This is a genomic window from Sphingomonas sp. M6A6_1c, assembly GCF_053345135.1.
Genome location: NZ_JBKEZO010000007.1, coordinates 311,221 through 337,342 on the forward strand (window position 1 = coordinate 311,221; position 26,122 = coordinate 337,342).

The 26,122-nt window shown below is 69.1% G+C and carries 27 protein-coding genes and 1 tRNA gene; 9 read left to right on the top strand and 19 right to left on the bottom strand.

Features of this window, described 5'->3' with window-relative positions:
* Window positions 1-254: 254 nt before the first annotated feature.
* Genes ACLBWH_RS16730 through argH form a run of 5 tightly spaced genes read right to left on the bottom strand, consistent with a single transcriptional unit; the run spans window position 255 to window position 4,860 of the window.
* Entirely contained in the window at window positions 255-1,208 is a 954-nt protein-coding gene (locus ACLBWH_RS16730; protein WP_322848458.1) for a zinc transporter ZntB, read from the bottom strand.
* Window positions 1,205-1,990: an NAD(P)-dependent oxidoreductase gene (locus ACLBWH_RS16735; RefSeq protein WP_447799972.1), complete on the bottom strand. Its 786-nt coding sequence runs from the start codon at window positions 1,988-1,990 to the stop codon at window positions 1,205-1,207. Before ACLBWH_RS16735 ends, ACLBWH_RS16730 begins: the two co-directional genes overlap by 4 nt.
* Window positions 1,960-3,237, bottom strand: a complete 1,278-nt coding sequence (gene lysA / locus ACLBWH_RS16740) for a diaminopimelate decarboxylase (RefSeq protein ID WP_322848456.1) — start codon at window positions 3,235-3,237, stop codon at window positions 1,960-1,962. The genes ACLBWH_RS16735 and lysA overlap by 31 nt, the downstream gene beginning before the upstream one ends.
* Window positions 3,238-3,259: 22 nt before the next feature.
* Window positions 3,260-3,496 (bottom strand): hypothetical protein, encoded by a 237-nt coding sequence (locus ACLBWH_RS16745; protein ID WP_322848455.1) that lies wholly within the window; start codon window positions 3,494-3,496, stop codon window positions 3,260-3,262.
* The gene (argH, locus tag ACLBWH_RS16750; RefSeq protein ID WP_322848646.1) at window positions 3,493-4,860 is read right to left on the bottom strand and encodes an argininosuccinate lyase; all 1,368 of its coding nucleotides are present in this window, start codon (window positions 4,858-4,860) and stop codon (window positions 3,493-3,495) included. The genes ACLBWH_RS16745 and argH overlap by 4 nt, the downstream gene beginning before the upstream one ends.
* A 127-nt stretch (window positions 4,861-4,987) precedes the next feature.
* On the opposite strand from argH, the gene ACLBWH_RS16755 reads away from it, so the two are divergent.
* The gene (locus tag ACLBWH_RS16755) at window positions 4,988-5,470 is read left to right on the top strand and encodes a TlpA family protein disulfide reductase (RefSeq protein WP_447799974.1); all 483 of its coding nucleotides are present in this window, start codon (window positions 4,988-4,990) and stop codon (window positions 5,468-5,470) included.
* Between the two features lie 174 nt (window positions 5,471-5,644).
* On the opposite strand, the gene ACLBWH_RS16760 is transcribed toward ACLBWH_RS16755, so the two are convergent.
* The 3 genes from ACLBWH_RS16760 to ACLBWH_RS16770 form a co-directional block, all read right to left on the bottom strand.
* On the bottom strand, window positions 5,645-6,202 hold the full coding sequence (locus ACLBWH_RS16760; RefSeq protein ID WP_447800092.1) for a hydrolase: 558 nt from the start codon (window positions 6,200-6,202) through the stop codon (window positions 5,645-5,647).
* 7 nt (window positions 6,203-6,209) lie between these two features.
* A complete protein-coding gene (locus ACLBWH_RS16765; RefSeq protein WP_447799975.1) occupies window positions 6,210-7,043 on the bottom strand; it encodes a DUF429 domain-containing protein in 834 nt (277 codons plus the stop codon).
* A 50-nt stretch (window positions 7,044-7,093) separates the two neighbouring features.
* Window positions 7,094-7,167: transfer RNA gene (locus ACLBWH_RS16770), tRNA-Gln, on the bottom strand.
* 175 nt (window positions 7,168-7,342) lie between these two features.
* Here ACLBWH_RS16770 and ACLBWH_RS16775 point away from each other — a divergent pair.
* Together ACLBWH_RS16775 and ACLBWH_RS16780 are read left to right on the top strand one after the other, a co-directional pair.
* Entirely contained in the window at window positions 7,343-8,365 is a 1,023-nt protein-coding gene (locus ACLBWH_RS16775; protein WP_322848444.1) for a Ppx/GppA phosphatase family protein, read from the top strand.
* A gap of 13 nt (window positions 8,366-8,378) precedes the next feature.
* Entirely contained in the window at window positions 8,379-9,050 is a 672-nt protein-coding gene (locus tag ACLBWH_RS16780; protein ID WP_322848443.1) for an RlmE family RNA methyltransferase, read from the top strand.
* 263 nt (window positions 9,051-9,313) lie between these two features.
* On the opposite strand, the gene rpoZ is transcribed toward ACLBWH_RS16780, so the two are convergent.
* Window positions 9,314-9,658: a DNA-directed RNA polymerase subunit omega gene (gene rpoZ, locus ACLBWH_RS16785; RefSeq protein WP_038664062.1), complete on the bottom strand. Its 345-nt coding sequence runs from the start codon at window positions 9,656-9,658 to the stop codon at window positions 9,314-9,316.
* A gap of 121 nt (window positions 9,659-9,779) precedes the next feature.
* Between rpoZ and ACLBWH_RS16790 the strand changes: the two genes are divergently transcribed.
* The gene (locus tag ACLBWH_RS16790) at window positions 9,780-10,949 is read left to right on the top strand and encodes a phospholipase D-like domain-containing protein (protein ID WP_447799977.1); all 1,170 of its coding nucleotides are present in this window, start codon (window positions 9,780-9,782) and stop codon (window positions 10,947-10,949) included.
* Between the two features lie 21 nt (window positions 10,950-10,970).
* On the opposite strand, the gene ACLBWH_RS16795 is transcribed toward ACLBWH_RS16790, so the two are convergent.
* Window positions 10,971-11,456, bottom strand: coding sequence for a MarR family winged helix-turn-helix transcriptional regulator (locus ACLBWH_RS16795; protein WP_322848441.1), 486 nt, complete (start codon window positions 11,454-11,456; stop codon window positions 10,971-10,973).
* An 89-nt stretch (window positions 11,457-11,545) separates the two neighbouring features.
* The gene (locus tag ACLBWH_RS16800; RefSeq protein WP_447799978.1) at window positions 11,546-12,157 is read right to left on the bottom strand and encodes a class I SAM-dependent methyltransferase; all 612 of its coding nucleotides are present in this window, start codon (window positions 12,155-12,157) and stop codon (window positions 11,546-11,548) included.
* A gap of 190 nt (window positions 12,158-12,347) precedes the next feature.
* Here ACLBWH_RS16800 and ACLBWH_RS16805 point away from each other — a divergent pair, with 190 nt between their 5' ends.
* Both ACLBWH_RS16805 and ACLBWH_RS16810 read left to right on the top strand, forming a co-directional pair.
* Entirely contained in the window at window positions 12,348-12,671 is a 324-nt protein-coding gene (locus ACLBWH_RS16805; RefSeq protein ID WP_447799980.1) for an antibiotic biosynthesis monooxygenase family protein, read from the top strand.
* Window positions 12,652-13,974 carry an MFS transporter gene (locus ACLBWH_RS16810; protein ID WP_416222385.1) on the top strand — a complete coding sequence of 441 codons (1,323 nt, stop codon included), beginning with the start codon at window positions 12,652-12,654 and terminating at the stop codon, window positions 13,972-13,974. The genes ACLBWH_RS16805 and ACLBWH_RS16810 overlap by 20 nt, the downstream gene beginning before the upstream one ends.
* A 133-nt stretch (window positions 13,975-14,107) precedes the next feature.
* Here the strand turns inward: ACLBWH_RS16810 and ACLBWH_RS16815 are convergent, their stop codons facing one another.
* Window positions 14,108-16,399 (bottom strand): CDC48 family AAA ATPase, encoded by a 2,292-nt coding sequence (locus tag ACLBWH_RS16815; protein ID WP_322848438.1) that lies wholly within the window; start codon window positions 16,397-16,399, stop codon window positions 14,108-14,110.
* Between the two features lie 252 nt (window positions 16,400-16,651).
* On the opposite strand from ACLBWH_RS16815, the gene ACLBWH_RS16820 reads away from it, so the two are divergent.
* On the top strand, window positions 16,652-17,539 hold the full coding sequence (locus tag ACLBWH_RS16820; protein WP_322848437.1) for a LysR substrate-binding domain-containing protein: 888 nt from the start codon (window positions 16,652-16,654) through the stop codon (window positions 17,537-17,539).
* Between the two features lie 143 nt (window positions 17,540-17,682).
* On the opposite strand, the gene ACLBWH_RS16825 is transcribed toward ACLBWH_RS16820, so the two are convergent.
* A complete protein-coding gene (locus ACLBWH_RS16825) occupies window positions 17,683-18,138 on the bottom strand; it encodes a peptidylprolyl isomerase (RefSeq protein ID WP_322848436.1) in 456 nt (151 codons plus the stop codon).
* Window positions 18,139-18,262: 124 nt separating this feature from the next.
* Between ACLBWH_RS16825 and mgtE the strand changes: the two genes are divergently transcribed.
* Both mgtE and ACLBWH_RS16835 read left to right on the top strand, forming a co-directional pair.
* The gene (mgtE, locus tag ACLBWH_RS16830) at window positions 18,263-19,666 is read left to right on the top strand and encodes a magnesium transporter (protein WP_322848435.1); all 1,404 of its coding nucleotides are present in this window, start codon (window positions 18,263-18,265) and stop codon (window positions 19,664-19,666) included.
* A 16-nt stretch (window positions 19,667-19,682) separates the two neighbouring features.
* A complete protein-coding gene (locus ACLBWH_RS16835) occupies window positions 19,683-20,084 on the top strand; it encodes a DUF1489 family protein (protein ID WP_447799982.1) in 402 nt (133 codons plus the stop codon).
* 139 nt (window positions 20,085-20,223) lie between these two features.
* Here ACLBWH_RS16835 and ACLBWH_RS16840 read toward each other — a convergent pair whose 3' ends face one another.
* The 6 genes from ACLBWH_RS16840 to ACLBWH_RS16865 all read right to left on the bottom strand — a co-directional run bounded on the left by ACLBWH_RS16840 (window position 20,224) and on the right by ACLBWH_RS16865 (window position 26,016).
* Window positions 20,224-20,919 (bottom strand): GIN domain-containing protein, encoded by a 696-nt coding sequence (locus tag ACLBWH_RS16840; protein ID WP_447799984.1) that lies wholly within the window; start codon window positions 20,917-20,919, stop codon window positions 20,224-20,226.
* A 40-nt stretch (window positions 20,920-20,959) separates the two neighbouring features.
* Window positions 20,960-21,679, bottom strand: coding sequence for a head GIN domain-containing protein (locus ACLBWH_RS16845; protein ID WP_447799986.1), 720 nt, complete (start codon window positions 21,677-21,679; stop codon window positions 20,960-20,962).
* Window positions 21,680-22,004: 325 nt separating this feature from the next.
* Window positions 22,005-22,538 (bottom strand): CarD family transcriptional regulator, encoded by a 534-nt coding sequence (locus tag ACLBWH_RS16850; RefSeq protein WP_038664094.1) that lies wholly within the window; start codon window positions 22,536-22,538, stop codon window positions 22,005-22,007.
* A 269-nt stretch (window positions 22,539-22,807) separates the two neighbouring features.
* The gene (fdxA, locus tag ACLBWH_RS16855) at window positions 22,808-23,149 is read right to left on the bottom strand and encodes a ferredoxin FdxA (protein WP_322848431.1); all 342 of its coding nucleotides are present in this window, start codon (window positions 23,147-23,149) and stop codon (window positions 22,808-22,810) included.
* 82 nt (window positions 23,150-23,231) lie between these two features.
* Window positions 23,232-23,522: an RNA-binding S4 domain-containing protein gene (locus ACLBWH_RS16860; protein WP_322848430.1), complete on the bottom strand. Its 291-nt coding sequence runs from the start codon at window positions 23,520-23,522 to the stop codon at window positions 23,232-23,234.
* The gene (locus tag ACLBWH_RS16865; protein WP_447799987.1) at window positions 23,515-26,016 is read right to left on the bottom strand and encodes a helicase-related protein; all 2,502 of its coding nucleotides are present in this window, start codon (window positions 26,014-26,016) and stop codon (window positions 23,515-23,517) included. Before ACLBWH_RS16865 ends, ACLBWH_RS16860 begins: the two co-directional genes overlap by 8 nt.
* Window positions 26,017-26,122 lie beyond the last annotated feature (106 nt).

Below are 26,122 nucleotides of genomic sequence, written 5' to 3' on the forward strand. Positions count from 1 at the left end.
ACTCGTTCCGGGGTCTACTCCGCGGCGAGGAGAAAGGCTTGAGGCGAAATCGCTCTCTTGCGGTGGACCCGGATTGAGTCGAGATCTCGGTGAAAGTCGTATGTTGCACACCAGAGCTGTACCCCGGCGAAGGCCGGGGCCCAGTTTGGTGAAGCTTTGGGATGACTTACCACGGCCTTCCCAACTGGACCCCGGCCTTCGCCGGGGTACATCGGGCTTTTCGCAGGATGCTCGAAGGAGCCCGTGGTGACAGACTATTTCTGGAACCAGTGCCGGCGCGAGAAATAGCCGAGCACCAGCACCGCGATCGCCGCGCAGAGCCCCATGATCGCGTCGAACGCCCAGGGCTTTTGCGCATAGGGCAGATCGGCGACGTTCATCCCGTAGACGCCGGTGATGAAGGTCAACGGCAGGAAGATCATCGCGATGATCGAGATGACCAGCGAGCGACCGTCGATCTGCTCGCTCCTGAGGTCGGTCAGCGCCTCGTGCATCAGCGAGGCGCGCTCGCGGATCGATTCGAGCTCCTCGGCCATGCGCGCGGCGCGATCGGCGGCGGCGGCGAGATGGCGGCGGTCGTCCTCCGCGAGCCACGCGCCGGGCAGCGTCGCCAGCTTCTCCAGCGCGGCGCGCTGCGGGCTGAGGAACCGGCGATAGCCGATCGCGGCGACGCGGACGCGGGTGACGGTACGGCGCAGGTCGAAGACGCGGTTCGCGTCGAGCCGCTCCTCGCAATCGTCGAGTTCGTCGCCGAGATCGGCGACATGCGGGTCGAGATCGCTGGTGATCGCGGTCGACACCGCGGCGATGAAGTCGCCGGGGTCGACGATCTCACCGGCCTCGACCTCCTTCTCGACCTCGGCGATGCCGATCAGCGCGCGGCGCGTCACCGAATAGACCCGGCCCTTGATCGCCCAGATCCGCACCGAGGCGAGCGCATCGCCGGAGGTGACCTCCTCGGTCGAGCGGCCGCGCAGGTTGAGCAACGCGCCATCGGCGAACGCCTCGCAGCGCGGCCGCGTTTCGCTCGCGGTGAGCGCATCGACGACATAATCGTCGAGCCCCGCCGTATCGTGCAGCCACGCCTGTGCCTCCGCCTCGTTGCTGGTCAGATGCACCCAGACGAAGTCGGCGGTACAGGACAGCGCCGCCTTGACCGCGACCCGCTCGACCTTGCCGTCGGTGATGCGATAGCCGAACCCGCTCATGCCATCACCAGCTCGACGGTGAGGCCGTCCGACGCCGTGTCGGAGCGCCACGGTTCCCGTGCCGCATCGGCCCGCGCGCGATCGAGGATCGCCGCGGGAACGCCGGGGTGGTGGAGCACGCGATCGGCGTTGGCGAGCGCGCGCGCCTGCCGCAGCGTCAGGTCGTCGGGATCGGTGGAGGTCAGCACGATGCGGACATGGCCGGTGGCGCGCACCTGGTCGGCGGCGAGCCAGCGCTCGACATCGCCCCCTCCGGCCAGCGGATCGAGCGCGCCGCCCGCCGCCATCGCCGCCCCCAGCGCCCGGCGCCGCTCGCCGCCGTCGGGGTAGCGCCGGCGCAGCGCCGGCCGCGCCGCCTGCAACCGGTCCGCCAACGCGCCGAGGCCCGCCGGCAGCAGCGCCTCGAGCCGCTGGCGCAGCGCCGCCGCCAGCCCCGCCGACACGCCGCCGGTGCCGATCGCGATCAGCACCGGCGCGCGATCGACGATCGCCGGCGTGGTGAAGTCGCAATGGTCGGGCCGGTCGACCGCATTGACCAGCAGCCCGCGCGCCTTGAGCCGCGCCACCGCTGCCAGCGCCTCGCCCTCGTCCTCGATCGCGACCACCGCGAGCGCCGCCGCAGCCTCCTCGCCGACGATGACGGCGCCGGCACGTTCGAGCAGCCGGCGCTTGGCGTCGGCGGGCTCGCCGCTGCCGAGCAGGATCACCGGGCGGCCCACCAGCCGCACGAACAGCGGCAGGCTGTGCAGCGTCACCGCGCCACGCGTCCCGGCGTCAGCCATTCGGGCACCCGCTCGGCGGCGAGGATCGTCTCCGCCGCGATCCGGTCGGCGACCACCGCGAAGCGGTCGCCGTCGACGAGCACCTCGGGCACCAGCGCGCGGCTGTTGTAGGTCGAGGCCATCGTCGCGCCATAGGCGCCGGCGGTGCGGAACACCGCGAGGTCGCCGCTCTTCACCGCGTCGATGTCGCGACCCATCGCGAAGGTGTCGCCGCTTTCGCAGACCGGGCCGGCGATATTGGCCGTCATCCGCTCGCCGCTCGGCGCGACCGCGTCGAAATCGTGCCAGGCGTCGTAGAGCGCCGGGCGGGCGAGGTCGTTCATCGCCGCATCGACGATGACATAGGGGTTGGTGACGCCCGGCTTGACCCAGATCACCTCGGTCAGCAGCACGCCGGCATTGCCGGCGATGACGCGGCCCGGCTCGAACATCAGCTCGACGTCCCAGCCCTCGGTGACGCGCGCGACCATCGCGCCGTAATCGGCCGGGCTCGGCAGCACATCGCCCGCCTTGTACGGGACCCCGAGGCCGCCGCCGAGATCGACGCGAGTGATCGTGTGGCCGGCGGCACGCAGGTCCGCGACGAGCTGCCCGATCCGGCGATACGCCTCTTCCAGCCGCGAGAGATCGGCGAGCTGGCTGCCGATGTGGCAGGCGACGCCGCGCAGGTCGATGCCGTCCAGGGGCGCGAGCCGGTCGAACATCGCCGGCGCCCGATCGATCGGCACGCCGAACTTGTTCTCGGCGCGCCCGGTCGAGATCTTGGCGTGCGTGCCGGCGTCGACGTCGGGATTGACGCGGAGCACCGCGGGCGCGCTTTTGCCCTTGGCGTGCGCGATCTGCGCGAGGACGACGCCCTCTTCCTCCAGTTCGAGGTTGAACTGGCCGATCCCCTCGTCGAGCCCGCGCGACAGTTCGGCGCGGGTCTTGCCGACGCCCGAGAAGACGATGTCCGCCGCCGGGATGCCCGCCGCCAGCGCGCGCGCCATCTCGCCGCCCGAGACGACGTCGGCGCCATAGCCTTCCTCGGCAAGGACGCGCAGCACCGCGACATTGGGGTTGGCCTTGATCGCATAAGCGAGGTGGACGCGGCCGAGGTCCTTCAACCCGTCGCGGAACACCTGCGCATGGCGGCGGAAGGTCGCGGTCGAATAGACGTAGACCGGCGTGCCGACCTCGTCCGCGATGCGGGTCATCGGCACGTCCTCGCAATGGAGAATGCCGTCGCGGTAATCGAAATGGTTCATCGGGCCTTGATCTATCTCGCGATCAATTGGGGGGCAGGTCGAAATCGTCGCTGCGCCGCTGTTCGGAGTTGCTGAGCAACTCGTCGCTGCGCTGCGGTCGCTGCTGCGTCGTCGGAGTGAGCAATTGCGCCGGGGTGGGCGTCGCCTTGGCGCCATAGGGCGCAGGCGGCAACGACGCGCCCGGTGCGGGCTGCAATTGTTTGGCGGCGCCGCAGCCGGCGAGCGCCAGCACCAGTGCGAGGGGGATCAGGCGCTTCATGACAGGCTCTCCCGCGCAGCCGCGATCGCGGCGCGCACGTTGGCGGGCGCGGTACCACCGAAGCTGGTCCGGCTGGCGACCGAGGCATCGACCGACAGCACGTCGTACAGGCTCTCGTTCACCCGCGCGTCGATCGCCTGGAATTCGGCATAGGGCAGTTCGTCGAGCCGCACTCCCAGTTCCTCGGCGCGTTTGACCGCGCGGCCGGTGACGTGATGCGCCTCGCGGAACGGCAGGCCGGCCTCGCGCACCAGCCAGTCGGCGAAATCGGTCGCGGTGGCGAAGCCGCTCTCGGCCAGCCCGCGCATCCGGTCGGTGCGGAAGGTCGCGCTCTCGATCATGCCGGTCATCGCCGCGATCGACAGGCCGAGCAGGTCGTGCGCCTCGAACACCGGCGGCTTGTCGTCCTGCATGTCCTTCGAATAGGCGAGCGGCAGGCCCTTCATCGTCACCATCAGCGCGGTCTGGCAGCCGAGGATGCGCCCGGCGTGGCCGCGCACCAGCTCGGCGGCATCGGGGTTGCGCTTCTGCGGCATGATCGAGCTGCCTGTCGACCATTGGTCGGACAAAGCGACGAAGCCGAACGGCTGCGACGCCCACAGCACGAATTCCTCGGCGAGCCGCGACAGGTGCAGCGCGGTCTGCGTCGCGGCGGTGAGGTAATCGATCGCGAAGTCGCGGTCGCTCACCGCATCGAGGCTGTTGCGCGTCGGGCCGTCGAAGCCCAAGGCCGCCGCGGTCATCTGCCGGTCGAGCGGGAAGCTCGTTCCCGCCAGCGCCGCCGAGCCCAACGGACACAGGTTCATCCGCGCCCGCGCGTCGCGGAAGCGCGAGATGTCGCGTGCGACCATCTCGACATAGGCCATCAGATGGTGGCCGAGCGTCACCGGTTGCGCCGATTGCAGATGCGTGAAGCCGGGCATCACCGCATCGGCATGCTCCTTGGCGCGGGTCAGCAACGCCTGCGTCAGCGCGTCGAGCGCGGCGAGCACCTGATCGATCGCATCGCGCACCCAAAGCCGGAAATCGGTCGCGACTTGGTCGTTGCGCGAGCGCGCGGTGTGCAGCCGGCCCGCGACCGGGCCGATGCGGTCCGCCAGCTTCGCCTCGGTCAGCATATGGATGTCTTCGAGCGCCAGATCCTCGGGCACGCCGTTCGCCGCATAATCGGCGGCGACCGCGTCGAGCCCGGCATCGATCGTCGCGGCGTCCGCGGCCGAGACGATGCCCTGCTGCGCGAGCATCGCGACATGCGCCTTCGATCCGGCGATATCCTGTCGCCACATCCGCTTGTCGAACGGGATCGATGCGTTAATCTCACGCATCACCGCCGCCGGGCCTTCGGCGAACCTGCCGCCCCACATCGAATTGGAACCGCTCATGCTCTTGGCCTCTTCCGCGCGCGTCGCGATCGTCTGTCTCCTGGCGCTCACCGCCGCGGGCTGCGATAGGCAAAGCACGCCCCCCGAGCAAGCAAACGCGCAAGCGAACGTGAGCGCAGCGTCTCCGGACGAGGCGACCGGGGCCGCCGCGACCGCGCAGATCGGCCTCGATCGCAGCCACAAGGGCGAGGCCGCGCCCGCCACCGGCTTCAAGGACGCGACCGGCAAAGCGACGACGCTGGCGGCGTTCAAAGGCAAGCCGGTGCTGGTAAACCTTTGGGCAACCTGGTGCGGACCGTGCGTCGCCGAGCTGCCGACGCTCGAAGCGCTGGCGAAGAGCGGCAATATCCGCGTCGCCGCGATCAGTCAGGACACCGGTGCGGCCGCGGAGGTGCCGGCGTTCCTGAAGGAGCATGGCGCGCCGACGCTGACGCCCTACCTCGACGACAAGATGGCGCTCGCCTCGGGCTGGAGTGCGAATCTGCCTACGACGATCCTGTTCGATTCGGCGGGCAAGGAAGTGTGGCGCTGGAACGGCGGCAACGACTGGAACAGCGCTGCCGCGGCCAAGCTGATCGCCGAAGCGGGGTGAGGTTCAGACCGTCATCCCACCCACCCCGTCACCCCGGACCCGTTCCGGGGTCCCCTCTGCGGCGAGGAGCGGCTTGAGGCGGAACCGCACATCTGCGGATCGGTAGCGCGTCCGGGGTGAAGGGTCTGGTCGGGCAGAGGTTGCTACCTTCGGCAGACGGGATCGTTCAAGCCCTCACCCCAACGTGACCGTCTCCACCGTCACCACCCGCGCGATCTGCGGCAGGATGTGACGGATCGCGAAATCATGCAGCTCGGCGGAGCGCGAGGTGCACGCATCCTCGACGATCACCACGTCATAAGACAGCTCCCACGCCGCCCGCGCAGTCGATTCCACCCCGAAATTGGTCGCGATGCCGGCGATCACCACCGTCTTCACGCCGCGGCGACGCAGTTGCAGGTCGAGATCGGTGCCGGTGAACGCCCCCCAATGGTGCTTGAGCACGACGACGTCGCCGTACTGCCGCAACCCGTCGACCAGCTCGCTGAACCCCGGCGGCGTCCCCTCCGCGGGCAGACGCGGCTGATCGACGTTCAGGCTGGGCATCGTCTCGGGGGTGAACCCGACATGGACCAGCACCACCGGCGCGCCCTGCGCACGGAAGCGTGCGGCGAGCGTCTTGCCCGCGGCGACGACGGCGTCGGCGCCGTGCGGCCCCTTGTCGCCGGCGACGATGCCGGCCTGCAGGTCGATGAGGATGAGGGCGGTGGAGCGGGGGTCGAGCGTCGGCATGCCGCGTTCAACCGGTCGCACGCGCCCCGGTTCCCGGCTCGATCTCCGGCCCGATTCGTGGTAACGCCCGCGGCACCCAGATCGCCGAATCGTCGTCGCCATAGGCGTCCGCCGCGCCTTCCAGCGCGGTGACGCCGACCCAGGCGCAGACGATCGCGTCGAGCATGTCCTCATGCGCCTTCGCGGCGATGCCCGAGGGATGATCGGCGAGCGGCGGCAGGTGATCGGCAACCGCGTCGAACCGCGTCGCGAGCAACGCCGCGATCCGCCGCCATTCGGCATGGAGCAGCCCGCGCCGCACCGCGAGCGGCGCACCCGGCCAATATTTGGCGCTGTTGCCGGCCTTGTACGGCAAGCGCCGGCTGCCGCCCGCAAGGCGCACCAGCGCCGGATGCGGATAGACCTCGATCAGCCCGCCCGCCTGCGCATCGCGCGTCCGCAACGGATAGCCCGCCGCGGCGAAGCCGGCACGCAACGCGTCGCTCAGCGCCCCCGGCCGCTCCGCGCTCGGCGAATGCGTCGCGCAATGCCACGCGCCGAACGCCCGTGCGATCGCATTGTCGGACGGCCGCCGCGCGACGATCGGCGTGAGCGCCAGCGGCATGTCGATCGCGACCAGCCCAACGGGCGCACCCGCCAGCGCGCGTGCCGCATCGAGCAGCGCCACCACATCCGGCACCGCCCCCATCGGCGCACCATCGAGCATTTCGCCGCGCGCGAGCGCAAGGAAGTACGCATAGGACGGCGCCACCGCGCATAGCGTCCACCGCCCCGCCCGCCGCACGGCAAGCGCCACCCCGCTCGGCCGCGTCGCGGTCCATGCCGCGTCGATACCGAGCACGACGAGGTCAGGATTCAGCGGTGAGGAGAGATCGCACATGTGGCGAAAACTGGATGCCCGACAAGGACTCGAACCTTGATTGACGGAGTCAGAGTCCGCTCTCTTACCATTAGAGGATCGGGCAATCGCAGGCGGCGCATTTAGGGCGCGGGTGCAGGCCTGTCAACGGGGCAAAGCACCTCCGCTTGTCGCAAGCGCCCGCACGCGCTACCTAGGGGGCAAGCACCGAGCGGGTATCGTCCCGCGACGGCAGTACAAAACAGAAAGTAACCACGGCTATGGGGGATCGATCCGCCCGAATGCCGTACCGGCAGGAGCCCCCTGCCCGTCCGGCGCCGAGCCGGCCGCCCCGCGGCCGCTGGTCCGACGCGCAGGCGTTCGCCGCGCTGGACCTCGGCACCAACAATTGCCGCCTGTTGATCGCGCGCCCGCAGGGCGACGGTTTCGCGGTGGTCGATGCCTTTTCGCGGATCGTGCGACTCGGCGAAGGCCTTGCCGCGACCGGGCGGCTCAGCGACACCGCGATCGAGCGTACCATCGCGGCGCTGCGCGTTTGTGCCGACAAATTGAAGCGCCGCAACGTCACGCTCGCGCGCTCGGTGGCGACCGAGGCGTGCCGCCGCGCCGCCAACGGCACCGACTTCATCGCCCGCGCTTATGCCGAGACGGGCATCCACCTCGATATCATCTCCGCCGAGGAGGAGGCGCGGCTCGCCGTGCTCGGCTGCCATGCGCTGATCGAGCCGGGCGACGATCCGGCCCTGATCTTCGACATCGGCGGCGGCTCGACCGAGCTGGTGCTGATCGACACGACGCCGGGCGCGATGCCGCGCGTGCTCGACTGGCATTCGGCGCCATGGGGCGTGGTGTCGCTGACCGAACATGCCGGCGGCGGCGAGGGCGAGAGCGGCCGGCTCGCCGCTTACGACCGGATGCGCAGCATCGTCGCCGAGAGCTTCGCCGATTTCGCCGCGCGCCTGCCCAAGGACGTGGCGCGGCCGCGCCTGCTCGGCACCAGCGGCACGGTGACGACACTGGGCAGCGTCCACCTCGGGCTCAGCCATTACGACCGCGCGCAGGTCGACGGGCTGATCGTGCCCGCCGATGCGATGCGCCGGATCAGCGCCGATCTGTCGCGCAAGTCGGTGCGCGAGCGCGCGCAGCTCGCCTGTATCGGGTCGGAGCGCGCCGATCTGGTCGTCGCCGGCTGCGCGATCCTCGAGACGATCCTCGATCTCTGGCCGGCCGAACGGCTCGGCATCGCCGATCGCGGCATCCGCGAGGGCATTTTGCGACGTCTGATGGGGAGTCCCCGACCGTGAAGAGGAAGATCGCTTGAGCCGGGATGGTGGCGGCCTGCGCACGCGGGTGAAGACGGCGCGCGGCCGCACCGCGCAATCGACGCGCTGGCTCGAACGCCAGCTCAACGACCCCTATGTCAAGCGCGCGCGTGCGGAGGGCTATCGCAGTCGCGCCGCGTACAAGCTGATCGAGCTCGACGAGCGGTTCGGCATCATCCGCGGTTCGAAGCGCGTCGTCGATCTCGGCATCGCGCCGGGCGGCTGGAGCCAGGTGATCAAGCGCCGCCTGCCCAAGGCGGCAGTGGTCGGCATCGACCTGCTGCCGGTCGATCCGATCGACGGTGTGACGATCTTCGAGATGGACTTCATGGACGATGCCGCGCCGGGCAAATTGATCGAGGCGCTGGGCGGCGCGCCCGATCTGGTACTGTCGGACATGGCGGCGAACACCGTCGGCCATCCGCAGACCGATGCGCTGCGCACGATGGCGCTGGTCGAGACCGCTCTGGCGTTCGCGGTCGAGGTGCTGGAGAAGGGCGGCACGTTCGTCTCGAAGGTGTTCGCCGGCGGCGCGGACCAGCAGCTCGTCGCCGAGATGAAGCGCAATTTCACCACGGTGAAGCACGCCAAGCCACCGGCGAGCCGCAAGGGCTCGGTGGAATGGTTCGTCGTCGCGCAGGGGTTCAAGGGCAGGTCAGCGGAGTAGCGCAGCTAGTCCGCGTCGCGGACCTGCCCCGGCCAGCGTCGCGGCACGCGACGACTGACGACGCGGCTTCGCCGCGGCGAGCCCGGTGCCGTCCCTCGACCCCACCCTCGTCATCCCGGCGAACGCCGGGATGACTGATGCGCGGATGCACATTCCCCCAAACGCAAACGACGCGGCAAAGCCGCGTCGTCAGTCGGGCTTGGCGCCCGCTGGCCGGCATTCGGCCTATCCCGGTTTAGCGTGGCTAAACCGGGGCCTCATGTTCACCCGTCGTAATCTGCACCCAGATTCTGGTTCCGCGGCGGCGCCGCGGCGGTCAGGCGGAGCGCCTCGGCAGAAGCAGAGAGCGAGCCGACCGCGTCGACCTCGTCGTCGTCGTCGATCTGGACGCGCTGCAGGCTGTTGATCACCGCCTCTTCGAGGTTGTCCGGACGGACCAGCTCGTCGGCGATCTCGCGCAGCGCGACGACCGGGTTCTTGTCGCGATCGCGATCGAGCAGCAGTTCTGCGCCGCCCGAAATCTGTCGCGCGCGCTGTGCGGCGAACAGGACCAGATCGAAGCGGTTGGGGATCTTGTCGACGCAATCCTCGACAGTGACGCGCGCCATGGACGCTTTCCTTCGCAAATACCGATGCAGTGAAGGCGGGGGCGTAAGCGGGTGCGTCCGCAAAGTCAAGAAATGCGCAGCTGCGCTTGTACGGCGGCGGCGCAATCGCCACAGACGGGCGATGGCCGACCCCGCCCCCCAGCCGACGTTCACCGTCGACGGCAACCGGTTGACGCTGCTCGACACCGGGCCGCGGCGGCTCGACGCCTTGCTCGCGCTGATCGAGGGCGCGCAAACCGATCTGCGCATCCTTTATTATATCTACGCCGACGACGCGACCGGCCGGCGCGTCAACGCCGCATTGATCGCGGCGGCGAAACGCGGCGTCGCCACCGCGCTGATCGTCGACGGCTTCGGCAGCGAGACCGACGATGCCTTCTACGCACCGTTGCGTGCGGCGGGCGTGTCGGTGTGCCGCTTCTCGCCGCGCTTCGGCCGGCGCTATCTGCTGCGCAACCACCAGAAGCTCGCGCTTGCCGACGCGGGCAGCGACGAGCAGCGGATCATCATCGGCGGTTTCAACGTCGAGGACGACTATTTCGGCACCCCCGCCGACGCCGCGTGGCGCGACCTCGGCCTGCTCGTCGAGGGGCCGGCGGCGGGGCGGCTCGCCGGCTATTTCGACGCGCTGCACGATTGGGTGCGCGAGCCCGGCGGCAAGGTGCGCCACCTCAACGCGGCGCTGTCGCGCTGGAGCGAGACGCGCGGCCTGACCCGCTGGCTGATCGGCGGCCCGACGCGGCGGCTGTCGCCCTGGGCGCGCGCGGTGCGCGACGACCTGCGCCGCGGCCGGCGGATCGACATCATCGCCGCCTATTTCACCCCCTCACCCACCATCCTGCGCCGGCTCGACAAGGCGGGGCGGCGCAAGGCCAAGGTGCGGATCGTCACCGCCGCCAAGTCGGACAATGCCGCGACGATCGCCGCCGCGCGGTTCACCTATGCCGGGCTGCTGCGCAAGGGCGTGCAGGTCTTCGAATATCAGCCGACCAAGCTGCACACCAAATTGTACGTGATCGACGATGCGGTGCACGTCGGCTCGGCCAATTTCGATATGCGCAGCCTGTTCATCAACATGGAACTGATGTTCCGCGTCGAGGATCGCGCCTTCGCCGACCATGTCCGCGGCTATGTCGAGGGGGAGATCGCGCGGTCGCAGCCGATCACCAGGGCGTGGTACAAGGCGCATACCGGCCCGGTGCAGCGCATCCGCCAGTTCTTCGCCTATCTGATGATCGCGGTGGTCGACCCGAGCGTGTCGCGCGGGCTCAATTTCGGGATCGACGAATAGGGCGAGCGCCTCTCCTGCCTCTCAGCGCCCGAGCGCGTCGACGTGCACGCGCGACGCCTCGGGGATCAGCGCTTCGAGCACCGACCAATAGCCCGCCACCGCCTCCTGGCCGGCATGCGAATAAGCGCGCGCCATCTTCTCGCGCTGTTCCTCGTACAGCGCCTGTTCGAGCGCCTCGCCGGTGTCGGTCAGCCGCAGCAGCCGGTGGCGGCGGTCGAGATCGCCGTGGCGCATCTGGACGAGGCTGCGATCGACCAGGTCCTTCATCACCCGGCCGAGCGATTGCTTGGTCACGCCGAGCAGGTTGAGCAGCTCGCCGACGGTGATGTCGGGCTTGCGGCCGATGAAATACATCGCGCGATGATGCGCGCGCCCCAGGCCGATCTCGGCGAGCTTGTCGTCCGCGCTGCGCACGAAGCGCGATTGGGCGAAGATCATCAGCTCCATGCCCCGGCGGATCGCCGAATCGTGCAGGAACAGGGCAGATGACAGCTTTGGTGCGTCCATAACGGACGGGCTAACTTAACCCCGGATAAAAGGGAAGTGGTTTCGCATCCGAAAACGCATCTAAATTTCGCAGATACGGCGTTTCGCGATCAATCCTTCCATGCCCAATAGAGCTGCGCGGGCGGCACGTTCCACCATTCCATGTCGTGATCGATTGAATCGAAATGTGGGGTGAGGAAATCCTTCACCTTCGGCGAAAACTGATAGACGAGGAACGCGCCGCCGGTGCGCAGCACGCGATGCGTCGCCGAGGCGATCGCCGGGCCGACGCCGGCGGGCAGCGTCGAGAACGGCAGGCCCGACAGCACGTAATCGGCGTGATCGTGGCCGTGATCTCGGACGATCTGCTCGACGTCGGCGGCCGAGCCCTCGACCGCGACGAACCGCGAATCGGTAATGGTATGATCGAGATAGCGGACGAAATCGGCGTTGGTGTCGATTGCGATCAGCGTCGCGTCCGGCGCCATCCGCTCGAGGATCGGGCGGCAGAAGGTGCCGACGCCGGGACCGTATTCGACGAACAGCTTGCAGGCGTTCCAGTCGACGGGGCCGAGCATCTTGCGGATCAGTTTGTCCGACGACGGGATGATCGAACCGACCATCACCGGATGCTTGAGGAACCCCTGGAAGAACATCGCGACCGGACTCGGCACGCCGGCTGGACGGGAATTGCGCCGGGCGGCGGTGGTCGGACTGGGCATCGTGTTCCTGTCGTTCTCGTAATCGGCCCGCGTCGACACGCGGGTGACACCCCGTGCCACGTTTTCCGAACGCGTTTCAAGACGCACGGTTGCGTTTGGCAACGCGGTTCATCGCAGCGGCCCGCACTTGCCCCGCCGCCGCGGCGGCCTAGGACGGACCCGGATGGGCTCGAAACGGGGGTGAACGGCGATGCAGCGGGCGGTGGAAGGCGAGGTCGCGGTGATCTTCGTATCGCGGCGCAACGGCGAGGATGCGGCGGGCTACGACGCCGCCGTCGCAGCGATGGACGCGCTGGCGGCGGCGCAGCCCGGTTATCGCGGCGTCGACAGCGTCCGCGACGCCGATGGAATCGGCATCACGATCAGCCATTGGGCCGACACCGCGAGCGCGCAGGCATGGCGCGACCATCCCGACCATGTCGCGATCCGCGAACGGGGCCGCGCGCGCTGGTACGATTGGTATCGCGTCACGGTGACGACGACGACGCGCGCTTATGCCTGGACGCGATCGTGAGAACGCGGCGGTGAGGGCGGACCCGCGCACGATCGATCCGCATTTCGCGTTGCTGTTCCTCGTCATGCTGACCATCGCGGCGGGCAATACCGCGTTGCAGTCGATCCTGCCGGCGCTCGGCCGGTCGCTCGGCGTCGCCGACCGGGCGGTGGCCGCCGCCTTCTCGGTATCGGCGCTGCTGTGGGTGATCGCCGCGCCGTTCTGGGCGAACCGGTCGGACCGGCATGGCCATCGCGCGCTGATCCTGCTCGGCGTCGGCGGCTTCGCGGTGTCGCTGGGCCTGTGTGGGCTGTTCCTGGCGGCGGGGATCAACGGCTGGATCGGCGGCACCGCGGCGTTCGGCTGCTTCATCGGCGGTCGATTGATCTACGGCACGTTCGGTTCGGCCGCGCCGCCGGCGGTGCAGGCGCTGGTCGCCGGCGAGACCAGCCGGCAGGATCGCACCCGTGCGCTGACGTTGCTGGCGAGCGCGTTCGGCCTCGGCACCATCCTCGGCCCGGCGATCGCACCCTATCTGTTGCTCGGCACGATCGGCGGGGTCGTGATCGGGCTTGCCGGCCCCGCCTTCGTCTTCGCGCTGTTCGGCGTCGGCGTGTGGATCGCGGTGCGGGCGCTGCTGCCCGACGACCGGCGCGCGGGGCATCGCGAACACGGCGCCTCCTCCGCTTATCCGTCGATCGGCGGCGCGCCGACCGGCGCGAGCGTCGCCGCCGCGACCCAGCCGCATGCCGAGCGGGTCGGCTATCTCGACCGCCGCGTGCGCGGCTGGATGATCGCCGGGCTGGTGATGGGCCATGCACAGGCGATGACCAGCCAGGCGATCGGCTTCCTGGTGATCGACCGGCTGGCGATCCCGCCCGATCAGGCGCTGGAGCCGACCGGCATCGTGCTGATGATGGGCGCGGGCGCGGCGCTGCTGGTGCAATGGGGGGTGATCCCGCTGCTCGGCCTCGCGCCGCGGCGGCTGGTGCTCACCGGGCTGGTCCTCGCCGCGGCGGGGGTGGCGCTGACCGGCGTGGCGACGTCGCTGTACGGCATCGCCACCGCCTATGCGCTCGCCAATTTGGGCTTCGGCTTCACCCGGCCGGGCTTCACCGCCGGCGCGAGCCTTGCGGTCGGGCCGGCGGCGCAGGGATCGGTCGCGGGCAAGGTGACCAGCGTCAACGGCGCCAGCTTCGTCCTCGGCCCGTCGATCGGCGTCGGCCTGTACGAGATCGCACGGCCGCTGCCGTATCTGACCGCGGCGGCGGCGCTGGTGCTGTTGTTCGGCTATGCGTGGGCGAGTTTGAAGGAGCGGATCTAATTCCTCCCCGGCACGGGGAGGGGGACCGCGGCCGCAGGCCGTGGTGGAGGGGGATCACCGCCAGCGCAACGCCTGCGGAAGCCCCCTCCGTCACCGCTTCGCGGGGCGCCACCTCCCCGTTCCGGGGAGGGCCTTACACGTCCGCCTTGCCGCCGCGGCTCTGCAACTGCCCCGGCGAGATGAAGCCCAATGGCTGGATCGCCGCCGCATCCTGTTTCAGGCGCGAGGCGATCTGCTCGTAATCCTTCTCCATCTCGGGCGTGACGCTCGCCCGCGATTCGGTCAGCGCCTCCTCGAAATCGGCCATCGTCACCTCGGTCGATTGCAGCGACCGCCGCAGCGCGACCAGGCCGGCGCGCCGCACCACGTCCTCCAGATCGGCACCGGTGAAGCGATCCGTCCGCTTCGCCACCACGTCGAGATCGACGTCGCCGGCGAGCGGCATCTTCTGCGTCTGGATCGACAGGATGCGCCGCCGCCCCTCGGTATTGGGCACCCCGACATAGACCAGTTCGTCGAACCGCCCCGGCCGCAACAGCGCGGGATCGATCAGATTGGGCCGGTTGGTCGCACCGATCACGACGACCGATTGCAGTTCCTCCAGCCCGTCCATCTCGGCGAGGATGGTGTTGACCACGCGCTCGGTGACCTGCGGCTCGCCCGCACCACTGCCACGCGCCGGCACCAGACTATCGAGTTCGTCGATGAAGATCACGCACGGCGCGACCTGGCGCGCGCGCTGGAACAGCCGGGTGATCTGCTGCTCGCTCTCGCCATACCATTTCGACAGCAGATCGGAGGATTTGGTGGCGATGAAATTCGCCTCCGCCTCGCGCGCGACTGCCTTGGCGAGCAAGGTCTTGCCGGTGCCCGGCGGGCCGTAGAGCAGGAAGCCCTTGGCCGGCCGGATGCCGAGCCGCCGGAACGCATCCGGGTCCTTGAGCGGCAGTTCGACGCCCTCCTTGAGCCGGGTCTGCGCGGCATCGAGCCCGCCGACGTCCTCCCAACGCACGCGCGGCGCCTCGACCATCACCTCGCGCATCGCCGACGGCTGCACCCGCTTCAGCGCGCCGAGGAAATCCTCGCGCGTGACCGACAGCGTATCCAGCACCTCGGGCGGCACGGTGCGCTCCTCGAGATTGAGCTTCGGCATGATCCGCCGCACCGCCTCGATCGCCGCCTCGCGGGTCAGTGCGGCGAGGTCGGCACCGACGAAGCCGTAGGTCGTGCGCGCCAGCTCGGCGAGATCGACCTTCTCACCCAGCGGCATGCCGCGGGTGTGGATGCCGAGAATCTCGCGCCGGCCGCGTTCGTCGGGCACGCCGACGACGATCTCGCGATCGAAGCGGCCCGGCCGGCGCAGCGCCTCGTCGATCGCCTCGGGCCGGTTGGTCGCGGCGATGACGACGAGGTTGGCGCGCGATTCGAGCCCGTCCATCAGCGTCAGCAATTGCGCAACGACGCGCTTCTCCGCCTCGCCCTGCACGTTGCCGCGCTTGGGGGCGATCGAATCGATCTCGTCGATGAAGACGATCGACGGCGCCGACTTGGCCGCCTCCTCGAAGATCTCACGCAGGCGGCCCTCGGACTCGCCATAAGCCGAGCCCATGATCTCCGGTCCGTTGATCAGGAAGAAGCTGGCGTCCGATTCATTGGCCACCGCCCGCGCGAGCCGCGTCTTGCCGGTGCCCGGCGGACCGTAGAGCAACAGGCCCTTGGGCGGATCGACGCCGAGCCGCTGGAACAATTCGGGGTAGCGCAGCGGCAGTTCGACCATTTCGCGCAACTGGTCGATCGTCTGCGCCATGCCGCCGATATCGTCATAGGTGACGTCGGCGCGGCGCTGCGTCGGCTCCTCATATTCGGGGCGCAGCTCGATCTCGGTATTCTCGTCGATATGGACGACGCCCTTGGGGCTCGCCGAGACGACCGCGAGGCGGATCTCCTGCAAGGCATAAGCTGGCGCGTTCATGAACTGCTGGATGCCCGGCGGCATGTTGCCGACGCGCTGATGCCCCGCGGTCGCGACGACGTCGCCCTGGCACAGGGGCCGGCCGAAGAAGGTGCGCTTGAGCGCCTGCGGCTGGCCCTGCAACCGCAGATTGGCCTGCGCCGGCGCGAAGACGACGCGCGTCGCCGGCTTGGATTCGACCTTGCGCACCTCGACGAAATCGCCCGCGCCGACGCCGGCATTGGCGCGCTGCAGACCGTCGATGCGCAACACCTCGATCCCTTCATCCTCGGTATAGGGACCGACCGCGCGCGCCGGGGTCGATTGTTTGCCGACAATTTCGATCACGTCGCCCTCACCCACCCCCAACGCCGCCATCAGACTGCGCGGCAGATGCGCGAGGCCGCGGCCGGAATCCTCCGGGCGACTGTTCGCCACCTGGATCTTGCGAGTGGTGGTATCGCTATCGGCCATGCACGTTGATCCTCGAAACCGTTTCGAGCGTGCGAGATAGGGAGACGGTTCCGCCTGCGCCACCGCCCGCCGGACCAAAAAAAGGGCCAGCCCCGAAGGGCCGGCCCGTGAAAGTTTTAGGAGAGGATGCCTGAAAGGCCCGTCCCTTTTGTCGTCCGCAGCTTTATGTTGCAAGTGCGAAAAGATGCATTACGATTGCAGAAGTTGCATTCACTGGCACGATAGGTCAGAAACGGATGCGGGAGGATCGTCATGCGCAGACTGCCGCCGCTTGGCGCGATCGAGGCCTTCGTACAGGTCGCACGACTGGGTTCGGTCAAGGCCGCAGCGACCGAATTGGCCTTGTCGGCGCCGGCGCTCAGCCGCCGCGTCCAGTCGCTGGAACGCTTTATCGACAGGCCTTTGTTCGAACGCCGGCATCAGGCGATGGTGCTGAACGCGGATGGCGAACGGCTGCTCGGACAGATCGCGCCGGTGCTCGACAGTCTGTCCGACGCGGTCGAGGCGATGACCGGGACGGTCGAGGTGCTGCGGCTGCGGCTCGGCATCCTGCCGCTGTTCGCGTCGCAACGGCTGTTTCCGCGGCTGGGCGAGTTGCGCGCGGCGCATCCGGAACTGCATCTCGACATCGACACCGCCGGCCACGGCGTCGCCCGCCTCGGCGAGGGGCTGGATGCGGTCATCGCCCTGTCGCGCGAGATCGAGCCGACGCTCTATGCCAAGCGGCTCGATCGCAATTCGGTCTATGTGATCGGCGCCCGGACGCTGCTCGACGGGCCCGACCCGGTGACGCGGCCCGAGCAGCTCTCCCGCCTCACCGCGCTGATCCACCGCGAGATGCCGGACAATTTCACCGCCTGGCGCGAGGCGGCGAAGGTCGATCCCGGCATCGAGCCGCTGGCGATCGACTATTTCGATTCGGGGGCGCTGATGCTCGAGGCGGCGGCCCAGGGGCTCGGCGTCGCCTTCATGCACGAAAGCCACTTCCAGGAGGCGCGCGATCCGCGGCTGGTGCGGCTGTTCGATATCGTCGTCGAGAGCCCGTACAGTTACTGGTTCGTCTGCCGCCCGCGCGCGCTGCACCAGCGCCCGGTGCGGATGTTCCACGACTGGCTGATCCAGACCCTCGGCGAGGTGTAAAGCCGTTCCTCCCCGGCACGGGGAGGTGGCAGCGCGTCAGCGCTGACGGAGGGGGGCTTGCACGAACGGCACGCCCGCGGTGCCCCCCCTCCACCACGCCTGCGGCGCGGTCCCCCTCCCCGTGCCGGGGAGGAGTTTGCGGCTTACTCGGCGCGGGCCTTGACGATCTTGCCCGGCTCGCGCGGCGGCTCGCCCTTGGGGAGCGCGTCGATCAAGTCCATGCCGTCGGTGACTTCGCCCCAGACGGTATATTGGCTGTCGAGGAAGCGCGCGTCGTCGAACACGATGAAGAACTGGCTGTTCGCCGAGTTCGGATCGCTGGTCCGCGCCATCGAGCAGACGCCGCGCACGTGCGGTTCCTTGCTGAATTCCTGCTTGAGGTTCGGCTTGTCCGATCCGCTGGTGCCGGTGCCGGTGGGGTCGCCGCCCTGCGCCATGAAGCCGGGGATGACGCGGTGGAAGACGACGCCGTCGTAAAAGCCTTCGTTCGCCAGCTCGGCGATCCGCGCGACGTGGTTGGGCGCGAGATCGGGGCGCAGCTTGATCGTGACGTCGCCGTCCGCGAGCGTCAGCGTAAGGGTATTGTACGTATCGGCCATGGTCTGTCCTCTTATGGTTGACGTGCAGGTAGTATCGCTGACGCCGAAGGGCAAATCCGTGAGGGTGGCCAATCGTGCCGCAGCGCGGTAGAGCGCGGGCAGACAACGCCGGGAGGAGGCAGCGATGAGCGAGACCGAACTTCCCGAGGCGCCCGCGCCCGAACAGGACGAGCTGGACGAGGACGACCGCCTGCGTCCCGAATTCGTCGATGCGGTGCTCGACGCGGTCGCCGAGGGCGACGACGAGGCGGCGCGCGCCTTGGTCGAGCCGCTCCATCCCGCCGACATCGCCGACCTGTTCGAGCTGACCCCGCACGAGGATCGCGGGCCGCTCGCCAAGGCGCTCAAGGACCTGCTCGACGCCGACGTCTTCGCGGAGATGAACGATTACGTCCGCGAGGATTTGATCGACGCGCTGACGCCGACCGAGGTCGCCGATCTCGCCTCCGAACTCGATACCGACGACGCCGTCGCGATCATCGAGGACATGGAGGAGGCCGACCAGCGCGCGGTGCTGCGCGCGCTCGACCCCGACGATCGCGCCGCGATCGAGGAGGCATTGTCCTATCCCGAGGAATCCGCCGGCCGCCTGATGCAGCGCGAGTTGATCGCGGTGCCCGATCACTGGACGGTCGGCGACGCGATCGAATTCCTGCGCGGCCACGAGGAACTGACGACCGATTTTTGGGAAATCTTCGTCGTCGATGCCGGCCATCACCCGGTCGGCACTTGCCAATTGTCGTGGATCCTGCGCACCCCGGGCAATATCGCGATCGCCGACGTGATGAAGCGCGAGCAGACGCTGATCCCGGTCGATATGGACCAGGAAGAGGTCGCGCTCCGCTTCCAGAAATATGCGTTGATCAGCGCCGCGGTGGTCGATGCGGCCAATCGCCTCGTCGGCATGATCACCGTCGACGACATCGTCCACATCATCCAGGAGGAAGCGGGCGAGGATACCCTGTTGCTCTCCGGTGCGGGCGACGGCGACATCAACGAACCGATCCGGCTGACCGTGCGGACGCGGCTGATGTGGCTGGTGGTCAATCTGGGCACCGCGATGATCGCCTCGTCGGTGGTCGGCGTGTTCGAAAGCACGATCGCCGGGTTCGCGACGCTCGCCATCCTGATGCCGATCGTCTCGGGGATGGGCGGCAATGCCGGGACGCAGACGCTCGCCGTCGTCGTCCGCGCGATCGCCACCAACCAGCTCACCGATTCCAACACGCGCTGGATGGTGTTCCGCGAATTGCGCATCGCCGCCGCCAACGGCGTCGCGCTCGGCGTGCTGATCGGCATCGGCACCTTCCTGATCTTCGGCCGCTCGGATCTCGCTCTGGTCATCGCCGCGGCGATGTTCACCAACAACATCACCGCAGGGCTCGGCGGCGTGCTGGTGCCGGTGACGCTCGACCGGATGAACATCGATCCCGCCGTCTCCTCGGCGGTGTTCGTGACGACGCTGACCGACACGATGGGCTTCTTCTCGTTCCTGGGCCTGGCGACCTTGTGGGGACTGCACGCCTGACCCACATCGCACGTCCATGTTGCACCTGACGAAAGTGGCCTTCGGCGCGACCAGTGTCGAGCATCTCGCCGAACGCCTTGCCCTGCGCGCCGCCGCCGGGCCCGTGTTCCTCACCACCCGCTACCTTCCCAAGCGGCACGAGGAGGTCGCCGGCCAGGGCTCGCTGTTCTGGATCCTGAAGCATCAACTGGTCGCACGCTCGGCGATCCTCGGCTTTGGCGAGGCGGAGGGCGGCCGCATCGCGATCCATATCGATCCGGCGTTGGTGCTGGTCCAGGCGCGGCCGAAGCGCGCGCATCAGGGCTGGCGCTATCTCGAGGCGGCGGACGCGCCGGTCGACCTCGGCGGCGAAACCGACGGGCTCGCGGCGATGCCGCCGGGGCTGGTCGGCAAGCTAGCGGAACTGGCGCTCATCTGAGCCGCGCGCGGATCTCCCGTCATGGCGGACTTGATCCGGCGTCCCGCTTCTTCCAACCGTTCCAAACAAGCGGAACGCCGGCGCAAGGCGGGGTGACGAAAGGAGAGGCGAGGCAATCAGCGATATGCGATAGCCGTCGCTATTCCCCCGCTCCGCATGTCACCGGCGCACCGGCGGCGGCGATGACCCGGCATTTCGGGCGACCGGTGACGGTGACCGTCCCCAGCCCGCTGCTCGCCACCACCGCGGTATAGCGCGCGCGGGCGCTCACCGTGCCCGGGCCGTCGAGATGCACGTCGAGGTCGTTCGCCTCCAGCGCCGCCGCATCGATCGTGCCCGCGCCGCTCGCGACCAGCCGCACCGTGGTGGCGCGCCCGGCGAGGCCGATCCTGCCGTCGCCGGCGAGTTGCACCGAGAGCTGGTCCGCCTGCACCGCCCCGACCTGGATCGCTCCGGTGCCGGCGGCGGCAAGATCGACGCGCGATCCGATCAGCCGCGCCACCGCCACCTTGCTGCCGCCGTTCACCATGACGCCGCTCAGCCGCGGCGTCGCGAGCAGGATGCGCACCGGTACCTTCGCCGCCGCCTGCCGCTGCTCGCCCCAGCGCCCGGTGCTGGTCTGGCGGACGGTCAGCGTCGTGCCCTCGGCGTGCAGGTCGATGTCGCCGATCACGCCGCGATCGCCGATCACCGTGGCGCCGGGCGAGCCGCTGGTGATCGTCACCTCGAACGCGCCGTTGATCCGCACCCGCTCGAAACTGCCGAGCGCGACGCGGCGTTCTTCGGCCATCGCCGCGGAGGGCAGGAGCAGCAGCAGCGCGAGCAGACGGATCATGGCGATGAGCGTCGCACCGCTGCACCGGTGCAGCAAGGGTTTAGCGCCCGCAGCGCACCGAGCCGGTGCCCGTGTTCGACACGGTGCAGCGCGCCGCCGCGCCGAGGTCGACGTCGCCCGTCCCGGCGACCTGCACCTTGGCGGTTCCGGATACCGCAGCGCGCACGTCGCCGGTGCCGTTGACCGAGACGTCGGCACGCGCGACGCGCAGCCCAGCGGCATCGAGGCTGCCGGTGCCCGCGACCTCGACCGTCAGCTCCTTGACCGCGCCGCCGGCGCGGACGTTGCCCGTCCCGGCGATCGAGACCTCGACACGATCGGCGGTGAGTGCGGCGATGTTGAGATCGCCCGATCCCGTCACCTCCGCCTTGAACGCGTCGCCCGCCACGCGATCGACCGCCATCGTCCCCGATCCGGTGACGCTCGCCTGCGCCAGCCGCGGCAGCGTCACGTAGACGGTGACCTTCCCGCCGTGCCCCCAGCGGAACGACCGCTTGCGCCCGATCTCCAGCGTCGCCTCGTCCTTGGCGATGCGCAGCGTGTCGAGATCCTCGGGCTTCCCCTCGGCGCGCACCGAAAAGGCCTTGCCGGCGCGCACCTCGACCTCGTCGCTGCCAGTCAGATCGATGTTGGAGAAGTCCGCGACCGCATAGCTGCGCGTCGTCCCGCTGCCGGTCGGCGTGACGCCGGGACCGTCGCCGTCACTCATCGAACAGCCGGCAAGCATCGCACCGAGCATGACAATCGCGACCATCTGCATCGTTCGTTCCTCCACGTGTATTGCCATGATAATACACGCTTGCGGTGAGGGCAAGCCGTCCCTCTTGGTGCAGGGCTATCGCAGATGATCGGTTGCGGTATTGCAACGGCACTTCCGTCATGCCGGCCTTGATCCGGCATCCCGCTTCTTTTCGCGCCGTCCGAAGAAGCGGGCCCCGGCGCAAGGCCGGGGTGACGGTATCGGGTTGGAAACACGATCGATCGAATACAACCGCCCTGCCTCTTCATAGGCGCGGCACCCGCCCCAAAAGACAAAGGGCGGCCCCGCGGGACCGCCCTTTTGCTTCACCGAAGAGGTGGACGGCTTACGCCGGCACCTTCTCCTTGTTGTAGATCGCCGCCGCGGCGCGGAGGATGTCGAGGATCTTCTCCTGCGCCTTGGGCTCGTCGACCTCTTCCATCGCGGCGAGTTCGCGGGCGAGGCGGCTGCATGCCGCTTCGAAGATCTGCCGCTCCGAATAGCTCTGCTCGGGCTGGTCGTCGGCGCGGAACAGGTCGCGGACCACTTCGGCGATCGACGCGAGGTCGCCCGAATTGATCTTCGCCTCATATTCCTGCGCACGGCGCGACCACATGGTGCGCTTCACCTTGGGCTTGCCCTTGAGCGTCTCCATCGCCTCGCGCATCGTCTTGTCCGACGAGAGCTTGCGCATACCGACCGATTCGGCCTTGTTGGTGGGGACGCGGAGCGTCATCCGCTCTTTCTCGAAACGCAGCACATACAGCTCGAGGCTGGTACCGGCGATCTCCTGCTTCTGCAGCTCGATCACACGGCCGACGCCATGCTTCGGATAAACAACGTAATCACCGACATCGAAGGACAATGCCTTGGCAGCCATGAACGGGCCTTTCTGGATCGCATCCGTCGCGAGGATCGTCCGGGGCGGGATACCCGCGGGTCCGGACGGCGAGGATGGTTGGTACGAGTGTCTCCTGACGGGCAGGACTCATCATGCCCGTCGTGGACACTTTTAACACAGTCGCAACAAAATTACCAGCGTGGATAAGCCAGTTGGACTGACTTACCGGCAAGGATCGCACCCGATTCGGGCCGCGCCCCGCGGTTCACGGTGTCGGCGCGCGCTTTTTCCGCGGCCGGATCAGGGGTTCAGTCCCCGGTGCCCGGCTCCGGCGAGAAGAATTGCTCGTATTTGTTCTCGACGCCCTTCATCGCATCGGCGTCGGGCGGCGTCTGGTCGAGCTTGCGCGTGACGTTGGGCCATTGCGCCGAGAAGGTCGTGTTGAGCTCCAGCCATTGCTCCAGCCCGCTCTCGGTATCGGGCAGGATCGCCTCGGCCGGGCATTCGGGCTCGCACACGCCGCAGTCGATACACTCGCTGGGGTTGATGACGAGCATGTTCTCGCCTTCGTAGAAGCAGTCGACCGGACATACCTCGACGCAGTCCATATACTTGCAGCGGATGCAGGCATCGGTGACGACGTAGGTCATTCTGGTTCCTTGCGGCCTTATGCGTCGGCTCGGGAGAAGCCGGGTATGAACGCGAGGCTGCTATGCCGCGTTCCCCGCCGCGTCAATCGAAGCCGTTCGGTTGCGACACGTTTGCAGCGAGCTCCTGATAACAGCCCTGCGCCTCTGGCGCCGGTCCGCGCCGCGTCGGCAGCGCCTCGACGCGCAGCACGCGCACCCGATCGTGCAGCGCGAAGGTGAGGATATTGCCGACCCGGACCGGTGCCGCGCTCCGTTCGATCCGCCGCCCGTCGATACGCAGCCGGCCGTCGCAGGCGAGATCCTGCGCGAGGCTGCGGGTCTTGGCGAGCCGCACGAACCACAGGAAATTGTCGATCCGCATGCTGTCAGCCATGGCCGCTCCACGCGGCGAGGGCGGCGAAGGCGCCGGTCGGCGACGGCGCGGGTCGCTCGGCGCGCTGCGGCGGCCGGCGGCCCCGCCACACCCAGGCGGGCGCCTCGCCCCTACCTCCGGCCTCACCCTCGTTCTGGCGCGGCGCTGTACGGAAGCCGAGTTCGGCCATCAGCCGCTCCAGCGTCGCCGGCACGATCCCCATCGAGGTCGCGAGCGCGGGATCGGGCACGAACGGCTTACGCCCCTGCCGCGCGTCATGCGCGGCGCGCGCGATCCGCTCGACCAGATCGACGCGCACGGCCTGCGCGGCGAGCGGGCGGAAGCCGGTGGCGAGCTGCGCCCCCGGTACGCCGCGCGGCAGCACCGTCGCCCCCTCGCGCGGCAGCGCGCCGCTCTTGCCGCGCACGCCGAGCAACGCCTGCCGCCAGCGCGCCGCCCCGGGCTTGAGCAGCCGCGGGTCGAACAGGTCGAGCGCGCCGATGGTGACGCCGATCCGCCGCAGCCGCCTGCGCTCGTCCTGCCCCAGCGCGTCGAGCGGCTCGTGCAGCGCCAGCCGCGGCATCAGCCCGCCCGCCGCCTCCAGCTCGCCCGCGACGACGCGCAGCGCCGGCGTCGCCTGCGGATCGCGCGCGGCCTCGGCGAGCGCGACCAACGCCGGCAGATGACGGCCGAGCATCGCCGCGAACCACGTCGCGAGCCGCGCCGCCACCGCCTCGCGCTGCGGCTTGGCGAGACAATCGAGATCGCGATCGAGCTTGAGCTGCGGCCGGGCGAGCGACGGCCCCGGCGTCAGCAGCGCCACCGCATGGCCGTTCCACACGATCGCGTCGTCGACCAGATGGAACGCCGCATCCTCCGCCGCGACCAGCGCCTCGCCGCGCCGGCGCCGCTCGCCGCTGAGATGCTTCTCCGCCGCCGCGAGCAGCAGCCGCCGGTCGGTGGCGCGCGCGGCGGGGTCGACGGTGAAGCGGAAGCCGTCGAGTCGCCCGATCGGATGTTCCTCGACCAGCACCTCGCCCTCCGGCCCGATCACCACCGGCAGCAGCGAGGCGTCGGCGCCGATCTGGCGGATCAGCGCAGTGGTGCGCTTGTCGACGAAACGCTGCGTCAGGCTGGCGTGCAGCCCGTCGGACAATCGCTCCTCGATCGTCTTCGTACGCTCGGCACCCGCCGCGGGATCGGCGAGCCAGTCGGGACGCTGCGCGATATAGGCCCAGCTGCGAATCGCGGCGATCCGCCCGGCGATCGTCTCGACGTCGCCCGCGATCGTGTCGAGCCGCGTCACCTCGTCGGCGAACCATTGGTTGGGCACCACGCCGCGGCCTTCGCTGAGATAGCCGAAGATGCGGCTGACGAAACGCGTGTGCGGATCGAGCCCGAGCTTGCGAAAATCGGGCAACCCGCACGCCGCCCACAGCCGCTTGACCATCGCGGGCGAACGCGACCGATCACGCACCCAGGGTTCGTCCGCCATGCGCTTCAATACCGCGAGATCGGTCGACTGCGGCGCCGCGAGCAGCACGCCGGGCTCGGGCCGGCGTTCGAGGCTGGCGATCAGCGCGTCGACGCTGGCATAATCGGGTTCGCCGTTGCGCCAGTAGAGCTGTTCGATGCGCGGGAAGCGATGTTCCTCGATCGCGAACACCTCCTCGGGCAGGAACGCGCCCGGCCCCTCTTCGGTGACGCCGCCGAACGTGCCGTCGCGCTGGTGGCGCCCGGCGCGGCCGGCGATCTGCGCCATCTCCGCCACCGTCAGCCGGCGGCTGCGGCGACCGTCGAACTTGCTCAGCCCCGCGAAGGCGACGTGCGCGACGTCCATGTTGAGCCCCATGCCGATCGCATCGGTGGCGACGAGATAATCGACCTCGCCCGCCTGGAACATCGCAACCTGTGCGTTGCGCGTGCGCGGCGACAGCGCCCCCATCACCACCGCCGCGCCGCCGCGCAACCGGCGCAGCATCTCGGCGACCGCATAGACCTCCTCGGCGCTGAACGCGACGATCGCCGAGCGTTTGGGCAGCCGGCTGATCTTCTTGGCGCCCGCATAGGTGAGTTTGGAGAAGCGCGGCCGGACGATGATCTCGGCATCGGGCACCAGCGCGCGCACCATCGGCCGCAGCGCCTCGGACCCGAGGATCATCGTCTCCTCGCGCCCGCGCCGCCGCAACAGCCGATCCGTGAAGACGTGGCCGCGCTCCGCGTCGGTGCCGAGCTGCGCCTCGTCGAGCGCGACGAAGGCGGCGTCATGCTCGGGCATCGATTCGACCGTGCACAGATGCCAGCGCGCATTGGGCGGGACGATCTTCTCCTCGCCGGTGACGAGCGCAACGCTGTCGACGCCCTTCAGCTTGACGACGCGGTCATAAACCTCGCGCGCCAGCAGGCGGAGCGGAAAGCCCATGATCCCGCTCGAATGCGCGCACATCCGCTCGACGGCGAGATGGGTCTTGCCCGTGTTGGTCGGCCCGAGGACCGCGGTGACCGCCGCTTTCATGCGGGCAACATCGGGTGTCCCAGGCGATCGCGCAATGAGGCAAAGCAAGGGGAGCGAAGCCCCTCCCTCAAATCCCCCGTCACCCCGGACGTGTTCCGGGGTGACG

What these genes read in the sequence shown, in the direction of transcription:
- ACLBWH_RS16745 (WP_322848455.1), bottom strand. Translation starts at nt 3,496, where the DNA reads ATGAAGCGCCTGATCCCCCTCGCACTGGTGCTGGCGCTCGCCGGCTGC.
- ACLBWH_RS16815 (WP_322848438.1), bottom strand. Translation starts at nt 16,399, where the DNA reads ATGGCCGATAGCGATACCACCACTCGCAAGATCCAGGTGGCGAACAGT.
- ACLBWH_RS16865 (WP_447799987.1), bottom strand. Translation starts at nt 26,016, where the DNA reads ATGAAAGCGGCGGTCACCGCGGTCCTCGGGCCGACCAACACGGGCAAG.
- ACLBWH_RS16840 (WP_447799984.1), bottom strand. Translation starts at nt 20,919, where the DNA reads ATGATCCGTCTGCTCGCGCTGCTGCTGCTCCTGCCCTCCGCGGCGATG.
- ACLBWH_RS16790 (WP_447799977.1), top strand. Translation starts at nt 9,780, where the DNA reads ATGGCCGACCCCGCCCCCCAGCCGACGTTCACCGTCGACGGCAACCGG.
- ACLBWH_RS16820 (WP_322848437.1), top strand. Translation starts at nt 16,652, where the DNA reads ATGCGCAGACTGCCGCCGCTTGGCGCGATCGAGGCCTTCGTACAGGTC.
- ACLBWH_RS16735 (WP_447799972.1), bottom strand. Translation starts at nt 1,990, where the DNA reads ATGGCTGACGCCGGGACGCGTGGCGCGGTGACGCTGCACAGCCTGCCG.
- ACLBWH_RS16850 (WP_038664094.1), bottom strand. Translation starts at nt 22,538, where the DNA reads ATGGCTGCCAAGGCATTGTCCTTCGATGTCGGTGATTACGTTGTTTAT.
- ACLBWH_RS16835 (WP_447799982.1), top strand. Translation starts at nt 19,683, where the DNA reads ATGTTGCACCTGACGAAAGTGGCCTTCGGCGCGACCAGTGTCGAGCAT.
- ACLBWH_RS16760 (WP_447800092.1), bottom strand. Translation starts at nt 6,202, where the DNA reads ATGCCGACGCTCGACCCCCGCTCCACCGCCCTCATCCTCATCGACCTG.
- ACLBWH_RS16730 (WP_322848458.1), bottom strand. Translation starts at nt 1,208, where the DNA reads ATGAGCGGGTTCGGCTATCGCATCACCGACGGCAAGGTCGAGCGGGTC.
- lysA (WP_322848456.1), bottom strand. Translation starts at nt 3,237, where the DNA reads ATGAACCATTTCGATTACCGCGACGGCATTCTCCATTGCGAGGACGTG.
- mgtE (WP_322848435.1), top strand. Translation starts at nt 18,263, where the DNA reads ATGAGCGAGACCGAACTTCCCGAGGCGCCCGCGCCCGAACAGGACGAG.
- argH (WP_322848646.1), bottom strand. Translation starts at nt 4,860, where the DNA reads ATGTGGGGCGGCAGGTTCGCCGAAGGCCCGGCGGCGGTGATGCGTGAG.
- ACLBWH_RS16775 (WP_322848444.1), top strand. Translation starts at nt 7,343, where the DNA reads ATGCCGTACCGGCAGGAGCCCCCTGCCCGTCCGGCGCCGAGCCGGCCG.
- ACLBWH_RS16810 (WP_416222385.1), top strand. Translation starts at nt 12,652, where the DNA reads ATGCCTGGACGCGATCGTGAGAACGCGGCGGTGAGGGCGGACCCGCGC.
- ACLBWH_RS16800 (WP_447799978.1), bottom strand. Translation starts at nt 12,157, where the DNA reads ATGCCCAGTCCGACCACCGCCGCCCGGCGCAATTCCCGTCCAGCCGGC.
- rpoZ (WP_038664062.1), bottom strand. Translation starts at nt 9,658, where the DNA reads ATGGCGCGCGTCACTGTCGAGGATTGCGTCGACAAGATCCCCAACCGC.
- ACLBWH_RS16795 (WP_322848441.1), bottom strand. Translation starts at nt 11,456, where the DNA reads ATGGACGCACCAAAGCTGTCATCTGCCCTGTTCCTGCACGATTCGGCG.
- ACLBWH_RS16845 (WP_447799986.1), bottom strand. Translation starts at nt 21,679, where the DNA reads ATGCAGATGGTCGCGATTGTCATGCTCGGTGCGATGCTTGCCGGCTGT.
- ACLBWH_RS16805 (WP_447799980.1), top strand. Translation starts at nt 12,348, where the DNA reads ATGCAGCGGGCGGTGGAAGGCGAGGTCGCGGTGATCTTCGTATCGCGG.
- ACLBWH_RS16860 (WP_322848430.1), bottom strand. Translation starts at nt 23,522, where the DNA reads ATGGCTGACAGCATGCGGATCGACAATTTCCTGTGGTTCGTGCGGCTC.
- ACLBWH_RS16825 (WP_322848436.1), bottom strand. Translation starts at nt 18,138, where the DNA reads ATGGCCGATACGTACAATACCCTTACGCTGACGCTCGCGGACGGCGAC.
- fdxA (WP_322848431.1), bottom strand. Translation starts at nt 23,149, where the DNA reads ATGACCTACGTCGTCACCGATGCCTGCATCCGCTGCAAGTATATGGAC.